Below are 21,797 nucleotides of genomic sequence, written 5' to 3' on the forward strand. Positions count from 1 at the left end.
ATAGTCTGGATGGCATGTTGCCAAGGATTGCAGGGATGACCGCTGCTCATCTACTATCCGGTATGCAATGTCCAACTGGGGGAATCTGTAAAGCTCAACAGTATTAATTTTCAATGCTGCGTTATTCTCGCTGCATGATTATTCAAAATCAAAGGGGTGCTGTACATGATCACTGTAAAAGCTCCATCGGTCTATCTGAACGAGTCGAATTTGCTGGCTGCAAGCGGCTCACATATACGAGCGTTAGGCAGTAGTGCTCTTATTATCGGCGGCTATACGGCACTCGAGAAAGTTACACCTGCTCTGCTGCCGGCACTGGACGAGGCAGGAGTGAGCTATCATCTGCAGCCTTTTCAGGGACAATGCACCCGTGAAGAAATTCAGGCATATGCGGGGATAGCGCGCAAGGTTCAGGTTCAGCTGATTATTGGTGCGGGTGGAGGCAAAGTACTGGATCTGGCAAAAGGAGTAGCCGAACAGGCAGGACTGCCAGTGGTGACGATTCCGACGATCCCGGCTACCTGCGCAGCATGGTCGGCGCTCACTGTACTGTATAACGAGCGTGGTAATGCCGCCGGATATTGGCCGCTGCGTCGCTCACCGGATCTGGTACTGACAGATACAGCGCTGCTGGCGGCGGCACCTGCCCGGTATCTGGCAGCAGGGATCGGGGATACGCTGGTTAAATGGCACGAATTTGCTGTCAATCTAAATGGCAACTATTCCAGTCTGGCCCTGCGCAGCAGCGTCGCTACCGCTCGTCTGGCACTGGAGATTCTGGAAGAGCACGCACTCGATGTATATGAGCAGGCTCCTCTACAGCAGGTGACTCCAGCTTTTATACAGGTAACAGATGCCATTATTGTACTGGCAGGTCTGGTAGGGAGTATCCAGGATGGATCGGTGCATGCAGCAATCGCGCATGGACTGCATGACAGCCTGACCCGATTGGAAGATACCCATCGTAGTCTGCATGGGGAAAAGGTAGCTTTTGGACTGCTTACCCAGTGGCAGCTGGAACAAAAGGAATACAAGGAACTGCATCGACTGGCTTCGCTGCTGCATCAGCTGGATCTGCCTGTGACATTGAGGCAGCTGGGTATTGAAAGCGAACGGGAGCAGGCAGCCAGACAAATTGCCGAAGGATTAACGCTGCGGGAAGGTGCTGAACGTCATCTGGCTTTTGCAGTTCATATCGATGCAGTCACCCGTGCTATTCTGGAGGCGGATGAGCTCGGAACGCAGCTGATTGCCTCGACAGCCGATCGGCAGCAAAAGTTATCAGGGAGTGTGATTGTTCGATAAACGATTCTACTGTCCCATTTATATCTAGACCGATTGATTTTAAACAAGAAAAGGTGATGATTCTTGAAACAACGTATAAACCATCTTTTGTTGCCAATGGTATTGCTGGCTCTGCTGATCCTGATGTCAGGCTGCTCGGATACATCCAATGAGTCCTCTTCCGGTGAAGCAGCGGCTGCCGGCGAAGTAACGATCCGTGTCGGTCAGACGGGCTGGGGCAATCTGGAGGAAGGCTTGAAAGCGGCCGGATTGGACGATACACCTTACCATGTAGAATACAGCGTTTTCCAGGGAGGTAATCTGATTCTGGAAGCGATGGCCGCCGGACAGGTCGATTTTGGTATTACAAGCGAGATTCCGCCTATTTTTGCTTCCCAGGCAGCTGGTGGTGGCGGCTTCAAAGTCGTTGCAGTACAGGAAGGAAATACGCTTAATCAGGAGCTGGTAGTCGCGCAGGGGTCACCGATTCATAGCGTTGCAGATCTCAAAGGTAAAAAGGTTGCTTTTGTCAAAAATACTACAGCTCATTACTTCTTGCTCAAAATGCTGGAAGAAGCAGGGCTCAAATGGCAGGATATCGATGCAGTGGAACTGTCCACAGCAGATGGTCTGAGTGCACTGATCAGCGGTAAAGTCGATGCTCTCGCAAGTTATGGCAATGCGATTATCTCTGCGCATCAGAAGCAGGCCGTCACAATTGCCAGTGCCAAAGATATTCTGTCCGGCAGTTTTCTCGTGAATGTATCGGACAGTGCAATCGCAGATAGTGCTAGGCAAAAAGCGATTGCCGATTATCTAAAACGAATCAACCAATTCCATGAGTGGTCCCGCAGTCATGTACAGAAATGGGCGCAGATTACAGCAGATGCAACTCATCAGCCGGTAGAGCAGGCGCTGCAAACCCTGCAGGAAGGAGAAGCCCAGCGTCCCAGTCGTATTATTGCAGCTTCGGCAGAGACTATCCGGTCAGAGCAGGATGTGGCTGATACATTCAGCAAGGCAGGGGTATTGTCCAAGCCGGTCACCGTATCTACTTTCTGGAGTGATGCGTTCAGCTCCGGTCTATCCACAGCTCCAAAATCATAACAGCGATATTACAAGACGATAAAGGAGGTCATTGCGTGTCCTCAAAAAGTATAACTTCTCCGGCACCGGCACTTCAGGAACAGCCTGCTATTCAGACAGCTGCAGAAAATAACGTCAATCGTGAATCTCGATCTTCTGCGGCAGCATCCCCAAAGCAGCGCTATGAAAATGGTGGCACATCACTGGGAAAAAGATGGTTCAACCGGCTGCTGCCATTTGGTCTGCCATTGCTGCTGCTTATTGCCTGGCAGCTGCTGACCACTACCGGATGGATTGCCGGAAATATACTACCGACACCAGCAGAAGTAGTCCGTGCACTGATCCGGCTGCTCGGTACAGGAGAACTGGTAGAAAATATTGCTGTCAGCACAAGCCGCGCCCTGAGTGGATTTGCCATCGGAGGCGGTCTGGGATTCCTGCTCGGTGTAGTGAATGGGATTTCGCAGCTGTCCGAGAAAATATCGGATTCATCGATCCAGATGATTCGCAATATCCCCCACCTGTCGCTGATTCCGCTCGTAATCGTCTGGTTTGGAATCGGTGAGGAGGCCAAGCTGTTTCTTGTATCGTTGGGTGTATTTTTCCCGATATATCTTAATACATTTCACGGTATTCGTTCGGTAGACCGCGGACTCGTCGAAATGGGCAAAGTGTACGGATTGGGTCGGCTGGCGCTATATGCGCATATTATTCTGCCAGGTGCACTGCCATCGATTCTTGTCGGTATCCGTTATGCGCTTGGTATTATGTGGCTGACCCTGATTGTTGCAGAGACGGTGGCAGCCGATGCAGGGATTGGCTATATGGCGATGAACGCACGGGAATTTATGCAAATGGATGTCATTGTACTCAGTATTCTTCTGTATGCGCTGCTCGGCAAGCTGTCCGATAGTATCGCGAAGCTGCTGGAAAAGCGCTGGCTGCGCTGGAATCCAGTGCTATCCCGTAAATAAACAGTCAAAGGAGAACAAGCAATGACCGTGGATCAGGCAGCTTTTCTGAATGTACATCATATCGGTAAACGGTTTGGAGAGCGGCAGATTCTGTCGCAGGTGGATATTACGATTGAGCGGGGAGAGTTCGTCGCGATTGTCGGACGCAGCGGCTGTGGCAAAAGTACGCTGCTGCGTCTGATAGCCGGATTGGAGCAGCCTACTAGCGGACAGATCAGCATCAATCGCACAGCCCCGGGTTCTTCGGCAGCAGCGTCTGACAGGCCGCGTTCAACAAGGTTTCTGTTTCAGGAATCCAGGCTGCTGCCATGGAAAACAGTGCTGGATAATGTAAGGCTGGGCATTCCGGACAAAAACAGGAATACTGCCCGTGAAGCCCTGGCACAGGTAGGATTAGCCGATCGGGAAAAGGAATGGCCGGGCGTACTCTCCGGCGGGCAAAAACAGCGGGTTGCTCTGGCACGGGCACTGGCCAGTCATCCGGATCTGCTGCTGCTGGATGAACCTCTCGGCGCGCTTGATGCACTCACGCGTATCGAAATGCAGCAGCTGATCGAACGGCTCTGGGTCGAGCAGGGATTAACGGTTGTACTGGTTACCCATGATGTGAGTGAAGCAGTTGCTCTGGCGGATCGTGTACTGCTGATTGAAGAAGGACATATTGCACTGAATGTGCGCATCACTTTGGATCGACCGCGGGAACGGAATAGCGGATTTGCTCATTTTGAGAACCAGATTCTGGGCAGATTGCTCCAGCAAGATAGCAAAACGCCGCTGCCCATCATTAGACAGCCCAATTTTTCGATATAGCACGCACATAGTGGTACCATACACCCTTTACAAGGAGGAATATCCATGACTTTTACCGGATCCAAGCCAACCAAGCAGCAAATTCCTGCCGAGCCTTCTCTGTCTACACAACCATCGTCGGATTATAATTCCAAACCTGCCGACAGCAGTCAGGATACAGCTTATTCCACTGTACGGCCAACAGCTTCAGTTGATCGGCAGACTGATATTGTTCTCCGTCAGGCTATAGCGGAAGATGCGGAGGAATTACTGCAGGTCATACTGGATGCGTACGAACCGCTGCGTCAGCTGCAGATTCCTTTTCCGGCCGGTTACGCGACACTGGAGATGATTCAGGATAATATTGCCGCACATGAATGCTATATTCTGATCAAGCAAGGGAGGATTGCCGCGACGGTTACCCTGGATCGGGATCATCAGCCGCGGCTGCAGGAACTGAGCAGCCTGCCGTTTATCCGCTGGTTTGCCGTTGGACCGGATTTCAAAGGGCAGGGGTATGGAGCCCAGCTGCTGAACTGGCTGGAACAGGAAATTATAGCTGGCAAGCATGGTCAGCCCGGAGTAATGCTAGCAACAGCAACCCGTCACCCATGGCTGGCACCGATGTACGAGCGACGTGGTTATTATACTTTTTATGATGAAACCCATAACGGCGAGCATATTGTTTTTATGGCCAAACTGCTGGACCCTGCACAGAAATTACAATCATTTATCCATACGACTACGGGAGGGAAATAACATGTCCACCATCACTCAACCGGTTACGCATATTATTGTCTGGAGCAAAACAGGCTGCCACTTTTGCCAGGAAATCAAAACCTATCTGGAAATAAACGGGTATACCTATACCAATCTGGAAGTCGCCGGCAATGATGTGCTGCGTGATGTACTGGAAGCCAAATATGGTATCCGGCATGTCCCGGTCGTGGAAGTAGGCGGCAATGGACAATATACGGCTCTGCTGGAGCCGGATCTGGAGAAGCTGCAGTATCTGCTGAACAGCACGCAGGTAGAAGAGAGCAGGGTACAGTGAAGCGACAGGATATACAGAGCGGCTTTTGAATAATAACTAACCGGATCAGATGGATTGGGTGCTACCTAATACTATCAAATACTTATCAAATACGATTATTTCTACTATTGGGCCTGTGGGCAGAGAGGATGACGGCAATGAGTCAGCAACGTCAGCTTAAATTTGGAGCGATTATACATGGAATCGGAGGCAGCATGTCTACATGGAGACATCCGGAAGTACCGGTGGATGCCAGTGTGAGTCTGGACTTTTATAAGCGCCAGGCATTAAAGGCGGAAGCAGGCAAGTTTGATCTGGTATTTATCGCCGACGGGTTGTTTATCAACGAGCAGTCACTGCCTCATTTCCTGAACCGGTTCGAGCCAGTGACTATTCTGTCCGCCTTGGCGGCAGTTACCTCACGGATTGGTCTGGTGGGGACCATTTCTACCAGCTACAGCGAACCTTTTACGATTGCGAGACAGCTGTCTTCCCTGGATCATATCAGCGGCGGACGTGCCGGCTGGAATGTGGTTACTTCTCCACTGGAAGGCTCTGCGCTCAATTACAGCCGCGCCCAGCATCCCTCCCATCCCGAACGCTACAAGATTGCTGCCGAATATCTGGAAGTTACCAAAGGGCTGTGGGATTCCTGGGAAGAAGATGCCTTTGTCCGGGACAAAACAACCGGTGTTTTCTTTGATCCTTCCAAGCTGCATACCCTGAATCATCAGGGAGAGTATTTCTCGGTGCAGGGGCCGCTTAATATTGGGCGTTCCCGTCAGGGACAGCCGGTTATTTTCCAGGCCGGATCATCGGAAGATGGACGAAATCTGGCAGCTCAATCAGCAGATGCAGTTTTTACCGGACAGGAGACGCTGGAAGATGCCCAGGCTTTTTACCAGGATGTGAAAAAGCGGGCAGCAGCCTACGGACGCAGCGAAGAAGAGGTCAAAATCCTGCCTGGCATCACGCCGGTTATCGGACGCACAGCAGCCGAAGCGGAAGAACGCTACCGCGAAATTGCCAGCCTGGTTACTGTGGATAAAGCGCTGCTGTATCTGGGACGATTTTTTGATCATCACGACTTTTCCCAATATGCACTGGATGAGCCGTTCCCGGAACTGCATGGTATCGGCAGCAACAGCTTCCGCAGCGGCACCGATAAAATCAAAAAAGATGCCCGCGAACGCAATTTGACGCTACGTGAGGTGGCTCTGCAGGCGGCAACGCCGCGCAGCAACTTTATCGGTACGGCCGAACAGGTAGCGGATCGTATCCAGTATTGGTTCGAACAGCGGGGCTCGGACGGATTTATTATTCATTCCGATCTACCTTCCGGGCTGCATCAATTTGTGGATGAAGTCGTACCAATCTTGCAGGAGCGCGGCATTTACCGTGAAGACTATGAATATGAGACGCTGCGGGAGAATCTGGGCGTTCCTATTCCACAGAACCGCTATACCCGTCGGACAGTGAACAGCTAAGGAGCAGCTATACTTACGGAGCATTCAGGCAAAACAAAACCGAATGATCATGCACATCAGACCGGCGTTCGCACCGATACAGCGGCGGTCTGATGCTGCAATTTGATTTTCCCATTATGAATACAAGTCAGATAAATGCTTGCTGCATATGGGTTCGGGAGGATTGCTCCTCGCTGCCGTATCCGATAGAGCTGTAAATCCCGTTGACAAGCCTTTTCCGCGCACCTATGATACATAAAACCAAGTTAATTCATAGGTTAAGTTAGTATAATCCGAGGAAAGGGGAATGCACGATGAATATTGAGAATATGGAAGCCTTTGTGTACATCAATCACTATGGCAGCTTCAACAAGGCAGCCGAAATCCTGTTTCTATCTCAGCCTTCTGTTACTGCACGAATACAATCACTGGAGAGAGAACTCGGTTGTAAATTATTCGAGCGATTGGGTCGGCAGATTCTGCTAACCGAAGAAGGCCGGCGCTTTTTGCCATATGCCCAGCAGATGCTACAGGTGCTGCAAAAAGGCAGACAGCAAATCCAGACGGTTCGTACCACACCAGAGGAGCTGACGATCGGATGTACACTCTCTGTATCTCATTATATTCTTCCTTCGCTGCTTCCCCGGTTGAAACAGCGGTATCCGGCGACCCGCTTCAAAGTAGCTACAGCAGCCACGGATCAGCTGGTTGGCCGTTTGCTCAATAAAGAGATCGATATGGCCTTTGTTCGCAAAGTAATGAATCCTTCGATTCGCACCGTATCTTCCTACGAAGACCCGATTTCGCTATATGTATATGCCGATCATCCTTTTGCCAGTCAGGCTCCGGGTTCGGTAGCCGCTCTGCAGGGTGAACCGCTTGTTTTTTTTGAGTGCGGATCGCTGGATTGGCTGCGAATCCACCGGGTGTTTGAATCGCTTCCGGTTCCGCCGGATATTGCTTTTCAGGTAGATCATGCGGAGACTGCGCGCAAACTTGTACTACAGCAGGCAGGCATCTCGCTGCTGCCGGGGCTGAGTGTGCAGGAGGATGTACAGTCGGGTCGGCTCATTCGTATTCCTCTTCCCGAATTGGAGGGCATCTCGCTCCAGACAAGCCTAGTTACACTCAAGGAGAACCAGCTGCATATCGCTTCGGTAACAGCAGAGCTGCTCCGTGAGCTGGATTATTTCCGACCATCCGTTCCTTTGCCGGAGCCTATACATTTCTAAAGAATAAGCAAGAAGGAAAAAGGACATAAAGATTGCAGCGTATAGGATGGAAGTTCTGATGATATATGCTTTTAAAATTATCTTATCCTTCCGTGTCCAGACTGCAGCCGTATTTTGTATATTGCTAAACAGATGGACTACGCCGAATAAAAACAATTCATGCTATTTAAATTCCGATTAAATCAATGAGAATTATATACTATCGTTCAGAAATGGTGGAGATTCTATGATGACTATTAACGCTATCCACAAATTATCACGTCTTACACTCTGGGTAGGCGCGCTGACGTTGCTGTTATCGGGCTGCGCTTCTGTAAGTGAATCGAGCGGAGGATCGGCTGGCAGTACCGATGCAAATGCAGAAGCTGCTGCCAGCGGAAGCAATGTACGCAAAATCATCGTCGGGACAGGAACCGGATTCCCCAACGTATGCTTTATCGATGAGAATGGCAAGCTTACCGGCTATGATGTGGAGCTGGTGCGCGAGATCGACAAGCGTCTGCCCGATGTAGAATTTGAGTTCAAAACGATGGAGTTCTCCAATCTGCTTCTCAGTCTGGATACGAGCAAGATTGATTTTGTGGCTCATCAGATGGAGACCAACCCGGAACGCGAACAGAAATACCTGTTCAACAAAGTTCCCTACAGCATTTTCCTGAATCGTGTAGCGGTAGCCAAAGACAATACAGCAATCCATGGACTGGATGATCTGGCTGGCAAAAAGGTAATGACCAGTGCGACGAGCAATGCCGCTTATCTGCTTAATCAATACAACAAAACTCATAATAATGCGATACAGGTCGTCTATACGAGCGGTGCAGCCAATGATACAGTGCAGCAGATCGTATCGGGACGTGTCGATGCGACGATTACGACCGATTTTGCCAACCGGTTCAATACGGATGCCGACGGTCAGGTAGCCTTGAAAACAGTAGGCGAACCGCTGAACGAATCCAATGTGTACTTTGTGTTCCGCAAAGATGAGCAGCCACTGGCCGATGAGATCGACCAGGCGATCAACGAGATCAAAGCAGACGGTACCCTCAAACAGCTGAGCGAAAAATGGCTTGGGGATGACTTTACCAAGACACTGGCAGAAGCCAAAGTTACCCAGTAATGCAGAGAACTCCATTTATCGGGCAAAGGAGGCGAATACGCTGTGAGCAGACGATTCGATATTCAATATGTATTTGATTTTATTCCGAAACTGCTGGCTTATCTGAATATAACACTGCTCATCGTAGGTAGTTCGATCGTGCTGGGCCTGCTGATCGGATTGATCGTAGCGCTGCCCCGGCTGTATAACATTCCTGTGCTGAAGCGGCTTTCCCAGCTGTATGTTTCCTTTTTTCGGGGAACGCCGATTCTGATTCAGCTTTTCCTCGTATATTACGGGCTGCCCGAAGTGCTGGGCTGGATTCATATAGATGTCTCCCGGCTGGCAGTACTGTACTTTGTAATCGCCACCTATGCGCTGAATAGTGGAGCGTTTATCTCGGAGATGATCCGCGCTTCGGTCGCTGCTGTAGATCGGGGGCAGATCGAAGCGGCACATTCGATCGGGATGAGCGGTTATCAGACATTTACCCGGGTTATTGCACCACAGGCACTGGGGATCTCGATACCACTGTTTGGCAATCTGGTGATCGGCAATCTCAAAGATACTTCACTGGCGTTCACCCTGGGAGTGATGGAGATGACCGGAAGATCGCAGACGCTTGGTACAGCTACCCAGCATTTTATCGAGACGTATATTGCGCTGTCACTGATCTATTTTGTAATCAGCTTTGGATTGGAAAAAGGTTTTCAGTGGCTCGAACGTTATATGAACCGGTTTGACGGACATCGGAGTGAAAAAGCAGTCAGAGCAATCTGGCGCCGTCCGTTGCGTGCGGTTCCACTACTCGGCAAAGGAGGCAAAAACGGATGAATCTGGACCCTTCATTTATCTGGACAGCAGGTCTCAGTCTGCTGCAGGCACTGCCGGAGACGCTGTGGATTACATTCGTCTCCGTAGCAGCGGGGCTTGTGATCGGTACGGTAGTTGCGCTATGCCGGATGTACCGTATCCCGGTGCTGTCCCAGTTGTCGGCAGCCTATGTAGCTTTTGTGCGGGGAACACCGATGCTGATGCATCTGCTGCTTATCTATTTTGGACTGCCTGTAGTAATCGACGGACTATCGGCAGCAATGGGCTGGAGCTTTACCTCCGCTTCGATTCCGCTGATCGGTTTTGTATGGATTGCCTTTTCGATAACAGCAGGAGCCTATATGTCCGAAGTCGTACGGGCAGGCATTCAAGCAGTAGACAAAGGGCAGGTAGAAGCTGCCCAGTCTATTGGGATGACGACCATACAGACACTAAGGCGGATCATTTTACCGCAGGCATTGTCAGTCAGTTTGCCAAATCTGTCCAACTCCGTTATCGGCATGCTCCATGGATCGACGCTGGCGTATACGATCTCAGTAGTCGAAATCAATGCCCAGGCCCAGATTGTTGCGGCGGACAACTGGAAATACTTTGAGGCCTATATAGCGGCCGCTATTCTGTTCTGGGTGCTGACAATCCTGATCGAACGGATCAGTGGCTGGCTGGAATACAGACTGAATGCTTATCAGCGAGGAGGCACACTATGATTCAACTCAGCGGACTATCCAAAATATTCGGTTCCCAGCAAGTGCTCAAGGAAATAAATCTATCGGTCGACAAGGGAGAAGTTGTCGTTATTCTCGGTCCGAGTGGCTCGGGCAAAACGACGATGCTGCGCTGCATTAACTATCTGGAGCGACCGGATGCCGGTGAAGTACGAATCGGCAATCTCGCAGTCAGGGGAAAACACCCGTCCCGTCGCGATATCCACCAGCTGCGTCAGCGCACAGCCATGGTATTCCAGCAATACAATCTATTCAAACACCGCACAGCACTGGAAAATGTAATGGAAGGATTGACAGTAGTCCAGCGAATTCCTCATTCCGAAGCGCGCGAGATCAGCGCACGTATGCTGGAAAAGGTAGGGCTTGGCAGCAAGCTGGATCATTATCCGGGTCAACTGTCCGGCGGCCAGCAGCAGCGGGTAGGCATAGCCAGAGCACTGGCGCTGAATCCGGAAGTGATTCTGTTTGACGAGCCGACCTCTGCCCTGGATCCGGAACTGGTCGGAGAAGTACTGGAAGTCATCCGCAGAATTGCCCGTGAAGGCATAACGATGATTGTAGTCACCCATGAAATGGGTTTTGCTCGCGATGTGGCGAACCGTGTAGTTTTTATGGATGGAGGAGTGATTGTGGAAGAAGGACAGCCGGAAGAGATTTTTCAGCGTCCCCGGGAAGAGCGGACACGGCAGTTTCTCCAGCGCATTATGCCGGAGCCCAATTATTCGATTTAAGACAGCCTGCAGCGTCATTTCCGATTGTTATTCTTTAGTCGGACAGTAGGATACTCTGTATATAACAGCACATACTGCAATCAAAATAAAGGAGGTCATGGGATGATACCTGTCGGTATTTTGGATCAGACGCCCACTTATGAAAACGAAGGTGCGGAAATTTCATTTCAGCGAACTGTAAAGCTGGCGCAATTGGCAGAAAGGCTCGGTTATCGTCGGTTTTGGGTATCAGAGCATCATGATTCGTCCAATGTATCCGGTTCTTCACCGGAAGTGCTTATATCGTATTTGCTGGCACATACCCAAAAAATAAAGCTTGGCTCGGGAGGCGTGATGCTCCAGCATTACAGTCCCTACAAAGTAGCCGAGAACTTCAATGTGCTATCGGCGCTTGCTCCAGGTCGGGTAGAGCTGGGGATCGGACGTGCTCCCGGCGGGCTGCCTCGATCTACACGGGCGTTGCAAGGCGAAGCAGCTGCTTTGCAGCCTCCACTTGATGTGAAATTGCAGGAGCTGCGGCAGTATCTGTATCACCGGGTGCCGGCCGATCATCCACTGGCCGGCATTCAGGCAAGTCCGCGTCCACAACAGCCGGCCGATCTGTTCGCGCTCGGTGCGAGTCCAGATAGCGCCCAATTGGCTGCAAGGCTGGGTCTGCCTTATGTATTTTCCTTGTTTATCAACAGCGATGAACAGGTTGCTTTACAGGCACTGCATATCTATCGGGAGAATTTTATTCCGTCCGAAGAATTGCAGCAGCCCCATGCTATTCTCGCATTATCTGTGATTACTGCAGAGACTGAGCAGGAAGCCGATCAGCTGGCCGGAGAAAATCTGTCCGTCAAAATCCATCTGGAAAGTGGTCGCGTCCTTACAGTTGCGACGATCGAACAGGCCGAAGAATTTGGCAGACAATCCCAGGAAAAGTACCGCATTGAAGTCAAGGAAGCCAAAGTAGTCAAAGGTTCATCCGCTTCGGTCTACAAGCAGCTGGCAGAGATCCGGCAGCGCTATGGTATCCAGGAATTTATTGTGCATACGGTCATCCGTGATTTCGCCAAGCGTATACGTTCTTTTGAACTGCTGCAGGAAGCATTTATACAGTATGAATACGATAGTCCCGAAGCTGGTGCTGTTCTGAATGGTCCATCGGTTCTCCAGCCGCGATTATGATCGGCAGTAGAAACGATAGACGTTGGCATCATATAGATGTAGATGGGTTCTCTGCCACGTATGACTTGCAAATTGCTTGATTCCAAAAGATACAATTCCCATTCCCCAAAAAGGAGGCTGTCTATGAGTTCAACTACAGCGCTGCAGGAACAGCTGGTAGCTATACGCCGCCATTTGCATCGTTATCCCGAATTGTCCGGTGAAGAATGGGAAACGACCCGTTATATTCGCGAGCAATTGGAAGCAGCAGAGATTCGAATTTTGCCTGCTCACGGGCTGGCTACTGGCATTATCGCCGAAATTGGACATTCCGGCCCGGTTATTGCCCTGCGGGCGGATATTGATGCGCTGCCTGTACAGGAACAGACCGGTCTGCCGTATGCCTCAACGATTGCAGGGAAAATGCATGCCTGTGGGCATGACTTTCATAGTGCTGCTCTGCTGGGTGCTGCCTATTTGCTCAAAAAACAGGAAGCCGTATTGCCTGGCAGAGTAAGATTTATTTTTCAGCCTGCTGAAGAAAAAGCCAAGGGAGCACGCCAGATTATAGATAATGGAGGTCTGGAAGAAGTAGAGGTCATCTATGGTCTGCATAATAAGCCGGATCTGCCGGTCGGTACGATTGGTATCAAGGACGGTCCATTAATGGCAGCAGCAGATGGATTCCGTATCCGTATCCATGGTCAATCGACACATGCGGCAGTGCCGGAGGCAGGAATCGACCCGATTGTTGTCTCTGCTCATATCATTACGGCACTGCAGTCAATTGTCAGCCGGAATATTAGTGCACAGGAGAGTGCCGTTATCAGTGTCACCCGTCTGCACAGTGGCCATACATGGAATGTTATTCCCGAGCAGGCAGAACTGGAAGGCACAATTCGTACTTTTACCAAATCGGTACGCCGTGAAGTTCTGGATCGGTTCAGTCGCATTATCGAACATACAGCAGCAGCGTATGGAGCGAAAGCAGACATACAAATGCTCGCAGGCCCACCGCCTGTGCACAATGACAGCACCTGGACCGATGCTGCCCGCCGTTCTGCCCGGCAGCTGGATCTCCATGTCATTGTGCCGGACGTCTCGCCGGCAAGCGAAGATTTTTCCTTTTATCAGCAGCAGCTTCCGGGTGTATTCCTGTTTGTCGGTACCTCGGGACCGCAGGAATGGCATCATCCTGCTTTTGACGTGGATGAGCAGGCACTGGGTCATACTGCCGCATTATTGGCCGAGACAGCACGAGCTGCGCTGCAGCAGTGGCATGAGACTGCCCGTCTGGCAGTTTCGGCAGAATAATATAATCGTACAGATACCAGATAATATTTATCAGCTAACAGTCGATCGCAGACCTATCTATCCAAGGAGGTTCCGATATGAATACAGTTCATCAGGTGCCGGATCTGTCTCGCTTGTCCAGTCGTATTCCAGCGGCGCCGTCTATTGGTAGTACAACGGTGACCAAGCCGGATCATATTCATTTATCATTTGGGTTTGCAGCAGATTCTTTATTTCCATTGGAAGCGCTGGAGCAGTCTGCCCAGCAGGCGATCCGTCAGGATGGAGCCCGGGCTTTGCAATATTCCGGCGCGCCGGGTCCTGCGTATATACTGGACTGGATTCAGAGTAGAGCTGCTTCCTATGGAATCGACGCCGAGACAGCGCAAATACTGGTCACCAATGGAGCCACCCAGGGAATTGCGCTGGCTGCGCAGCTACTGCTGGAACCCGGTGATGAGGTATGGGTGGAAGCACCGACCTTTTTCAGTGCGCTGCAGGCTTTTCGTTTGTGTGGAGCTTCTATTCGGGCATTTCCTATAGATGGAGAAGGGGTACAAGTGGACAAACTGGAAGAGGCGCTGATAGCAGCTGTGCATGAAGGAAGACCGGTTCCCAAGCTGTTCTACACCATGCCAGTCTACCATAATCCTGGTGGGGTGACGCTGTCACTATCCCGAAGAAGGCAGCTGGCCGATCTTGCCCGCAGGTACAACTTTTATATTGTGGAAGATGATGCTTATGCCGAACTGAATTTCACCGGAGAGACGTTCATTTCATTATATGAGCTGGCACCGGAGCGTACGATCTATCTGAATACTTTCTCCAAAATTATTGCTCCGGGGATCAGGTTGGGCTGGATGATTGCACATCCGCTGCTGGTATCGAGGCTGCGTATTCTGATGCTGGGCAGCAGTACGGCTGTGTTCACTCAGGAGATTGTAGCTCATCTGCTGAAGCAGCTGGATTTTGAACAGCATCGGGCGCAGCTGATCCGGCATTACTGGCGTCAACGGGATATTATGGTGACAGCGATTCGTTCCGAGCTGGGAGATGAAGTGAGCTTTGAACTTCCGGAAGGTGGATTTTTCCTGTGGCTGACTTTTCCGGATCAGGTGAATACAGCAGAGATGCAGTATATTGCGGAGCGGCACGGGGTAAGTTATGTAGCCGGCAGTCATTTTTATCATGATGATAGCGGGCATAATCATCTGCGACTGTGCTTCAGTTATTGTACAGCAGATCGACTGACCGAGGGCATCTCTCGTCTGGCAGCCGCTTATCGTGAATACCGAGAGGAGCATCTGCATCAAGGTGTGGATAGTTATAGCCAGCACTGACAGGAAGATATGACCAGCAAAAAAAGGAACAAACTCTACCTGCTAGCAGGAAGTTTGTTCCTTTTTGATATGCGTGCTTGTTTCATATAACTATAGCCCGTGTCTTCTGATCATCGGTCAATCAGGAACACTGTCTGTTACAGAGCTGCGGCTGTTTGTACCTTTTCACGACAAGCATCGGAGCAGAAGTGCTCATGCTCGTCTTCACAGCTATCGCATACGATATGCTGCAGGTTGCACACAGGGCAGTTGATATAATGATCGGTTGGCTCTTCGCAGTGGTAACATTTGCCGACGATGACATCTTCATCGGTGTGGTTAATCGGTACAGAGATACGCTCGTCAAATACATAGCATTTGCCGTCAAACAGACGTCCCTGTACTTCAGGATCTTTGCTGTAAGTAACGATACCGCCATCCAATTGGGCAACATCATTGAATCCTTCTTTCATCAGGAAGCCGGACAGCTTCTCGCAGCGTACACCGCCTGTGCAGTACGTGAGGATTTTTTTGTCCTTGTACTCGCTCAGGTTCTCACGAATCCATTCCGGGAACTCACGGGAAGATTCGACACCCGGACGAATTGCACCGCGGAAATGACCGATATCATACTCATAGTCATTACGTCCGTCGATAACGATAACATCTTCCTGCTGCAGCTGCTCATAGAATTCCTTGGGCGAGAGATGCTTGCCGGTTAGTTCATTCGGATTAACATCATCTTCCAGACGGAAAGTAACCAGCTCTTTTTTGTGGCGTACAAACATTTTTTTGAAGGCATGACCTTCGGATTCATCAATTTTGAAGACCATATCGGCAAAACGGGCATCTGCGCGCAGATCGTTCATGTACTGTTCGGTCTGCTCCCATGTACCGGAGAGGGTACCGTTAATACCTTCCGGCGCAATCAGAATCCGGCCTTTGATTCCGAGATCTTTGCAATATTTCAAATGTTCGGCAGTCAGTGTCTCTGCATCATCAATATTGACAAATTTATAAAACAGTAAAATCCGGTAAGGACTGTTGGACATATTCATCACCTATTATCTTATTAAAATTATCGCAATTTAAAATTTTACGCCTCTTCGCACCCTTAGTCAATGAATATGTATAAAAAGATGCTGAAAATGAGAAAAATATTATTTTTTTATGCTTGGGTTTTCAGTAAATGCTATCTATAATAGATAAGATGTTAATTAATGAATGCCAGCGCAAGCAGAGGAGTTACGATGAATTTGAATACATTACATTTTGATAAGTTATGCAGCATGAATACAAGTCTGGCTCCATATTCAACCTATGAAATTGGAGGGACAGCCAGACACCTGGCTGAGCCTGCCACTACCGAAGAAATTATCGCTCTGCTGGAAGGTAGCCAGCATAAAGGCCTGGATGTCAAATGGTTTGGCATGGGATCGAATATTCTGTTCCCGGATCAGCCGCAGGACGATACGCTTTTCCTGTCTATGAAAAAACATGTGGAATTAAAATTCTCCCAGGGCAAGCTGTTCGTCTCGGCGGGTGTGCCGATGACCTGGCTCGCGCTGATCGGAGTCTATACGGGAATACAGGGCATGGAGTTTACGTATCTGCTGCCAGGCACGATGGGCGCAGGCATTTATATGAATGCCAAATATTTTAACCATGAGATCAGTGACCTGCTGGATAAAGTGTATTATATTGATGCGCAGCATCCGGAGCGCGGTCTGCAGACGATTGGCGTCGCCGAGTGTAACTATGCCTACAAGCAGTCTATTTTCCAGCAAAATCCATGGATTATTGTAGGGGCGGATCTGAATATCGGAGCATATACGCTTCCGGATCAGCCTGCCTGGGAATCCATTATGCGCGAGATGGTAACAGCGAGTAACGCATCTTCCAGTCTGCCGGAGTATTTCCAGTATTACCGTAACTGGATTCCGCGTCTGGAACAACAGGGATATCAGGTTCCGGACATGTTTGGAATCGTGATCGAAGACAGAGGAGGCAAGCGTCATTTTGACCATGCCTGCTGTGGATCGGTTTTCAAAAACAATTATGACTTTGGTCAGCCGACCGGCAAGCTGGTCGATCAGCTCGGTCTGCGCGGTACCATTCATGGACAGGCGCGTATCTCGCCGTATCACGGCAACTTTATCCAGAATACCGGGGGAGCGACTGCATCGGATATTCTATACCTGATCCAGATGGTACAGGATGCGATCAATAACCGATTTGGTTTTGTACCGGAGCCAGAAGTTGTCATTTTGTAATAGTGAACAAGGAGTTCGTAGAATCTGTTATGTAAAAGCAAAAGTAAAAGTACATGTAACAGTAAAAATGCTGCATACACAGTACTTGTAGATGCGTAACCGTGTAATATGGACTTCATTATAAAAAGCCGCTGACCTGGTTGAAAGGGTCAGCGGCTTTTTAGTTATTTATTCCGTAGTTATTTAGTTTGGAGATTGTTGATTTTATAAGTGCTCTAGCCGTCATAATACCGACGGTGGCAAAAATTATACTTTTTTCTTTGGTTTGGCACGATGCTGTTTACTGATCGCTTTCCATTGCTGCTTATCTTGGCGCATCAGCAGGATATTGTTTTTGCGTTCATTATAAGCTAGCTCTTTGCGAAGCTTTTCCCAGTTGGCATAATGCTTACGGGCAAGCGTTCCATTTTCGAGAGCATCCTGTACAGCGCAGCCGGGTTCGTTATGATGAGAACAATCCCCGAATCGGCACTGCTGGGCAATCTCTTCAATATCTTGGAACGTCTCTTCCAGACCTGCTGCGGCATTACCGATACCGAGTCCGCGCATTCCCGGAGTGTCAATTACGATAATCCCGCTCGGCAGCAGATGCATCTCCCGATGGGTAGTGGTATGTCTGCCGCGGGCATCGTCTTCGCGAATTCCGCTGGTCTTCATGCGTTCTTCACCAGCTAAAGCATTGACCAGCGAAGATTTGCCGACACCGGATGAACCGAGCAGTACAATCGTCTCTCCCGGTGAGAGCAAGCTGCGTAGTTCATCCAGTCCTGTACCACTGATACTGTCTACCGCAAATACCGGCACACCGAAGGCTGCGGCATTCAGCTGATCCATATAATAGGACAGTTTGTCGGACAAATCTGCTTTGGTCAGTACAATTACCGGATTGGCTCCGCTGTTCCATGCAACAGTCAGATAGCGCTCCAGACGATTAATATTAAAGTCGTCATTGGCCGAATTGACCAGAAAGCAGTAATCAAAATTAGCCGCGACGACCTGAGGCGGCATATCCGGGTCCGGATCGTCACGCAGGAAGATACTTTTGCGTTCAAGCACCTTGTGAATAAGTGAAGTATCCGAAGGATGGCTCTCCAGCGCGACAAAGTCGCCGATCGCCGGCCAGTCGGTACGTAGAGCATCCCGGAATGAAGACGACTTGGTTTTGGCCAAATGTTCACCGTCAGCAGAGACAACGCGCATCACATGTTTGAATACAGCCGTTACACGGCCGGGAATAAGCTGCTCGGGCAGCTCCAGCTCCGCAAATTGTGCAGCAAAAAAATCATTATATCCATATTCTTTTAAATTCAATGTAAGTTAGCTCCTTTAGTATACGGGAGCTCATGATCCGTTATCCGCTCACTACTCCCGATTTGAAGTTGGTCATATACGGCTTGTGGCTGCGAAAAAACTGATAAGTCACCATAATTCATCATCCTTTCTGTTCGGGATTTCCCATTCAGTATAGCAGATATGGGATAAAAAGGAACCCACCAATATAGAGCAGGTGATAGGTAGGGATAGACTGGCAGCACATAATAAATTAAAAACAATAAGCAGTATGTATTGGATGGTATTGTTACTGCTGATACGCTGGATAAGTACGATTCAGATAATCCAGGTACTGTGTACGGGTTAAACCGCCGGTTCGTCTATTAAATTCATCGTATGAAATATCGGCTGCAAATCCGTATTCTGCCATCGCTCTGGCTCGATCACTCGCATATGCCTTTACAATCATGCTTCCTTGTTAATTCCTCACCATGTAAAGCCTGCGTAAAGCAAAGGTGATCAAAAAGAACTATATTTGTCATAAATATGAAGTTAAGCCTTTTCAGATAGCGAAAATAAGCTACAATTGAAATATTGATGTTCCAAATCTGCATGTTCTGTAAAATATAATACCAGTTCCACGCATTTTTCTCATTCAGCCCGATCTGCGTAGTTACGTGTTCCATAATCCATACATGCCTAGTGCAGCCGAGGAGGAAACGGATGAAATTAGGACGTAAAGGTTCCAGATTGTTGCGAAGTTATGTAGTTTCCTACCTGTTGATTTTTTGGATTCCTCTAATTGTGATAACGCTGCTGATCTATCACAGTGCGGTAAATAGTCTGCGCAGTGAAATCGAGCAGTCCAATGTCAATCAGCTGAATCATGTGCGTACGACAATTGATGGACGGATGACCGAACTGCGCGATATTGCTATTCGTATGAGCTATGATAACAACCTTACTCCTTATATGGTCAGACATCCGTATTACAGTAGTGAAGCGATCAAGACACTGGATCGATACCGGGCAAACAGCTCGATTGTTGATGATTTACTGCTGTATTTTCATGATGATTCGGTTATTTATTCTTCCCAGGGACTCAGCAGTCTGAATGTGGTTTTTGATAAAACCTACAAATTCGATGGCTGGAATACAGCAGCTATCCAGCGTGATCTAAATGAAATTCGTTATCCGATGACTCGTCCTGCCGAACAGGTGAATGTCAATTCCCGCCCGTCTTCGATGCTGGTACATATGGTACCGATCAAACCGACAGATCCGTATCCGTATGCGACAGTCGTTTATTTGATCGATGAATCCAGACTGACTGGCATGATGGATTCTATCCTGAGTGATTTCAAAGGGAACAGCTATATCTTTGATAATCATGGACAGGTATTGACTGCGAATAATCATGACAAAGCCGTACGTGCAGATGAGCTGAGCAGGCTGGTTGATCTTGCGCCCGGTATTCACAGCATGGAGCTGAATGGCAAGCAGCAGTCTGTAGTGGCTGTTCATTCGGAGGAGAATGGCTGGACCTATGTGACTACAATGCCAAGCGACCAATTCTTTAGCCGCATTTTCCATGTGCAGACACTAATTGTGCTTATATTTGCCATGATTGCACTGGCAGGTATACCGGTGGCGCTTCTGCTGGCAAGACGCCAGTATGGCCCGCTGCGTGATCTGGTGGAATTTGCCCGATCCGAGGGCAAGGATACATCCAGTCAGCCATTGGTATCGGCTTCACATAATGAATGGGCCTGGATTCGGCAGACGCTGCATGATTACCGGGATCGGATGGATATGCAGGAGCCCTATGTGCGACATCAATGTCTGCTGATGCTGATGAAGCACGGGCAGCCCGAAGATGCAGAGACGCTAAAGCTAATTGATACACTCGGTCTGCGTGAAGCAGGACAGCAATACTTTGTGATGATTATCTCGGGAGATTCGCTTGTGAACTCTGACGGTTCACGCTCGCCCGAACAGCATCCAAATGTGGAACTGCTGGACGAGGTAATGAGTCCGTATCCAAGTCTGCCCGAGATTCTGGCAGAGGTGAAGCTAAATACTCTTCAGGCACATATTTATGGTGTTGAATATTCCTCGAGCAACCGACTGGCTCTGGCTGTATGCTGGCAGCCAGGGGATGTACAGGATCGGGAAGCACGTATGACAGACATTGTTGAGGCAGTACGCGGGATCGTATATGAGCATTATCAATCTATGCCGACGGTAGGTGTAGGTACCAGCTATGGACAGCTGACCGAGATCAATCAGTCCTTTATCGAGGCGGCGACTGCGATGGAATATCGTGTGATCAGCGAGCAGGCGAGTGTCACATATTTCTGTCAGCTCCATGAAGAAACAGGCAGTAGTGATGGGCAGCAGTACTGGATCAGCCCGGAATCCCTGCTCAAGCTGTCCCAGAGTCTAAAGCAGGGCAATATTCAGGTCGCTTCGCATATGATCCATAGTATTACTGCTGGCGTACATGATCGTTCACTGGCGTTGCCGCTGATGCGCTGTATATTGTTTGATCTGCTTAATACGGTACTGCGGGCAGCATCGGAAGCAGGATTGCTGAACAGTCTGCGCGATATGCCGCAATTGTCGGGTTTTGAGACGGCAGAGGAGCTGGAGCATCGTCTGCAGCAGCTGGCAGTGCGGATCTGTGAATGCGCCGAGCACAAGCAGGAGACCGAGCAGGTCTCGATGATGGACCAGGTAGTCACTTATGTAAATGAACATTATTGTGATTATGCACTCAGTCTGGAAGGATTGGCCCAGCAGTTTTCTATCTCAAGCTCGTATCTGAGCCGTACATTCAAGGAGAAGACCGGGCAGACGTTTTCCCAATATATCTGGCAGTTGCGCCGGGACGAGGTGATCCGGCAAATTACTCATACTTCCGATCCGCTCAAGGATATTATTGTACGTGTCGGGTATCTGGACACCGCCAATTTTATTCGTAAATTCAAAAAAGAGATGGGATGTACGCCGGGACAATATCGCAAACTTCATTCGGAAGCAGATGGCAGCATCGACCGCGAAGATTCTATTTCCTGATCCAACTATATATGAATACGTTTACATTTTGATGAGAGATACAAATTGTACAATAAATAAACCGCCCTGGTATCATCAGGGCGGTTTATTTGGTCGTATTGTGAGAGGGTATGCTGGACTATACTATGGCCATTTTGAGGTGATATTTAATATCCATGCT

General features: G+C 49.4%; 20 protein-coding genes. 17 read left to right on the forward strand and 3 right to left on the reverse strand.

Features of this window, described 5'->3' with window-relative positions; all coding sequences use genetic code 11:
• Positions 1-165: 165 nt before the first annotated feature.
• The 15 genes from AR543_RS13235 to AR543_RS13305 all read left to right on the forward strand — a co-directional run bounded on the left by AR543_RS13235 (position 166) and on the right by AR543_RS13305 (position 15,035).
• Positions 166-1,305, forward strand: a complete 1,140-nt coding sequence (locus AR543_RS13235; RefSeq protein WP_060534967.1) for an iron-containing alcohol dehydrogenase family protein — start codon at positions 166-168, stop codon at positions 1,303-1,305.
• A 63-nt stretch (positions 1,306-1,368) separates the two neighbouring features.
• Entirely contained in the window at positions 1,369-2,391 is a 1,023-nt protein-coding gene (locus tag AR543_RS13240; RefSeq protein WP_064505585.1) for an ABC transporter substrate-binding protein, read from the forward strand.
• A 182-nt stretch (positions 2,392-2,573) separates the two neighbouring features.
• Positions 2,574-3,344, forward strand: coding sequence for an aliphatic sulfonate ABC transporter permease SsuC (ssuC, locus tag AR543_RS13245; RefSeq protein WP_060536775.1), 771 nt, complete (start codon positions 2,574-2,576; stop codon positions 3,342-3,344).
• A gap of 21 nt (positions 3,345-3,365) precedes the next feature.
• Complete coding sequence (locus AR543_RS13250) at positions 3,366-4,154, forward strand: ATP-binding cassette domain-containing protein (RefSeq protein ID WP_060534968.1); 789 nt, start codon at positions 3,366-3,368, stop codon at positions 4,152-4,154.
• 45 nt (positions 4,155-4,199) lie between these two features.
• Entirely contained in the window at positions 4,200-4,892 is a 693-nt protein-coding gene (locus AR543_RS13255; RefSeq protein ID WP_060534969.1) for a GNAT family N-acetyltransferase, read from the forward strand.
• Between the two features lies 1 nt (position 4,893).
• Positions 4,894-5,187 carry a glutaredoxin family protein gene (locus AR543_RS13260; protein ID WP_060534970.1) on the forward strand — a complete coding sequence of 98 codons (294 nt, stop codon included), beginning with the start codon at positions 4,894-4,896 and terminating at the stop codon, positions 5,185-5,187.
• Between the two features lie 137 nt (positions 5,188-5,324).
• Positions 5,325-6,653 carry an LLM class flavin-dependent oxidoreductase gene (locus AR543_RS13265; RefSeq protein ID WP_060534971.1) on the forward strand — a complete coding sequence of 443 codons (1,329 nt, stop codon included), beginning with the start codon at positions 5,325-5,327 and terminating at the stop codon, positions 6,651-6,653.
• Between the two features lie 293 nt (positions 6,654-6,946).
• Complete coding sequence (locus tag AR543_RS13270) at positions 6,947-7,864, forward strand: LysR family transcriptional regulator (RefSeq protein WP_060534972.1); 918 nt, start codon at positions 6,947-6,949, stop codon at positions 7,862-7,864.
• 229 nt (positions 7,865-8,093) lie between these two features.
• A complete protein-coding gene (locus AR543_RS13275; RefSeq protein WP_060534973.1) occupies positions 8,094-8,981 on the forward strand; it encodes a transporter substrate-binding domain-containing protein in 888 nt (295 codons plus the stop codon).
• Between the two features lie 42 nt (positions 8,982-9,023).
• Positions 9,024-9,794, forward strand: coding sequence for an amino acid ABC transporter permease (locus AR543_RS13280; protein WP_060534974.1), 771 nt, complete (start codon positions 9,024-9,026; stop codon positions 9,792-9,794).
• The gene (locus AR543_RS13285; protein ID WP_060534975.1) at positions 9,791-10,501 is read left to right on the forward strand and encodes an amino acid ABC transporter permease; all 711 of its coding nucleotides are present in this window, start codon (positions 9,791-9,793) and stop codon (positions 10,499-10,501) included. The genes AR543_RS13280 and AR543_RS13285 overlap by 4 nt, the downstream gene beginning before the upstream one ends.
• The gene (locus AR543_RS13290) at positions 10,498-11,250 is read left to right on the forward strand and encodes an amino acid ABC transporter ATP-binding protein (RefSeq protein WP_060534976.1); all 753 of its coding nucleotides are present in this window, start codon (positions 10,498-10,500) and stop codon (positions 11,248-11,250) included. The genes AR543_RS13285 and AR543_RS13290 overlap by 4 nt, the downstream gene beginning before the upstream one ends.
• A 102-nt stretch (positions 11,251-11,352) precedes the next feature.
• A complete protein-coding gene (locus tag AR543_RS13295; RefSeq protein ID WP_060534977.1) occupies positions 11,353-12,423 on the forward strand; it encodes an LLM class flavin-dependent oxidoreductase in 1,071 nt (356 codons plus the stop codon).
• A 123-nt stretch (positions 12,424-12,546) separates the two neighbouring features.
• Positions 12,547-13,716, forward strand: a complete 1,170-nt coding sequence (locus AR543_RS13300) for an amidohydrolase (protein WP_060534978.1) — start codon at positions 12,547-12,549, stop codon at positions 13,714-13,716.
• A gap of 77 nt (positions 13,717-13,793) precedes the next feature.
• Positions 13,794-15,035 (forward strand): aminotransferase-like domain-containing protein, encoded by a 1,242-nt coding sequence (locus tag AR543_RS13305; RefSeq protein WP_060534979.1) that lies wholly within the window; start codon positions 13,794-13,796, stop codon positions 15,033-15,035.
• A gap of 137 nt (positions 15,036-15,172) precedes the next feature.
• On the opposite strand, the gene trhO is transcribed toward AR543_RS13305, so the two are convergent.
• Positions 15,173-16,066 carry an oxygen-dependent tRNA uridine(34) hydroxylase TrhO gene (gene trhO, locus AR543_RS13310; RefSeq protein ID WP_060534980.1) on the reverse strand — a complete coding sequence of 298 codons (894 nt, stop codon included), beginning with the start codon at positions 16,064-16,066 and terminating at the stop codon, positions 15,173-15,175.
• 198 nt (positions 16,067-16,264) lie between these two features.
• Here trhO and AR543_RS13315 point away from each other — a divergent pair, with 198 nt between their 5' ends.
• The gene (locus AR543_RS13315; RefSeq protein WP_060534981.1) at positions 16,265-17,287 is read left to right on the forward strand and encodes a UDP-N-acetylmuramate dehydrogenase; all 1,023 of its coding nucleotides are present in this window, start codon (positions 16,265-16,267) and stop codon (positions 17,285-17,287) included.
• 246 nt (positions 17,288-17,533) lie between these two features.
• Here AR543_RS13315 and rsgA read toward each other — a convergent pair whose 3' ends face one another.
• Positions 17,534-18,598 (reverse strand): ribosome small subunit-dependent GTPase A, encoded by a 1,065-nt coding sequence (gene rsgA, locus AR543_RS13320; protein ID WP_060534982.1) that lies wholly within the window; start codon positions 18,596-18,598, stop codon positions 17,534-17,536.
• Positions 18,599-18,866: 268 nt separating this feature from the next.
• Positions 18,867-19,028 (reverse strand): hypothetical protein, encoded by a 162-nt coding sequence (locus AR543_RS24285; RefSeq protein ID WP_158523962.1) that lies wholly within the window; start codon positions 19,026-19,028, stop codon positions 18,867-18,869.
• A gap of 254 nt (positions 19,029-19,282) precedes the next feature.
• Here AR543_RS24285 and AR543_RS13325 point away from each other — a divergent pair, with 254 nt between their 5' ends.
• Positions 19,283-21,637: an AraC family transcriptional regulator gene (locus tag AR543_RS13325; protein WP_060534983.1), complete on the forward strand. Its 2,355-nt coding sequence runs from the start codon at positions 19,283-19,285 to the stop codon at positions 21,635-21,637.
• Positions 21,638-21,797: the final 160 nt, after the last annotated feature.

Source organism: Paenibacillus bovis (assembly GCF_001421015.2).
Classification (GTDB): Bacteria; Bacillota; Bacilli; order Paenibacillales; family Paenibacillaceae; genus Saccharibacillus; species Saccharibacillus bovis.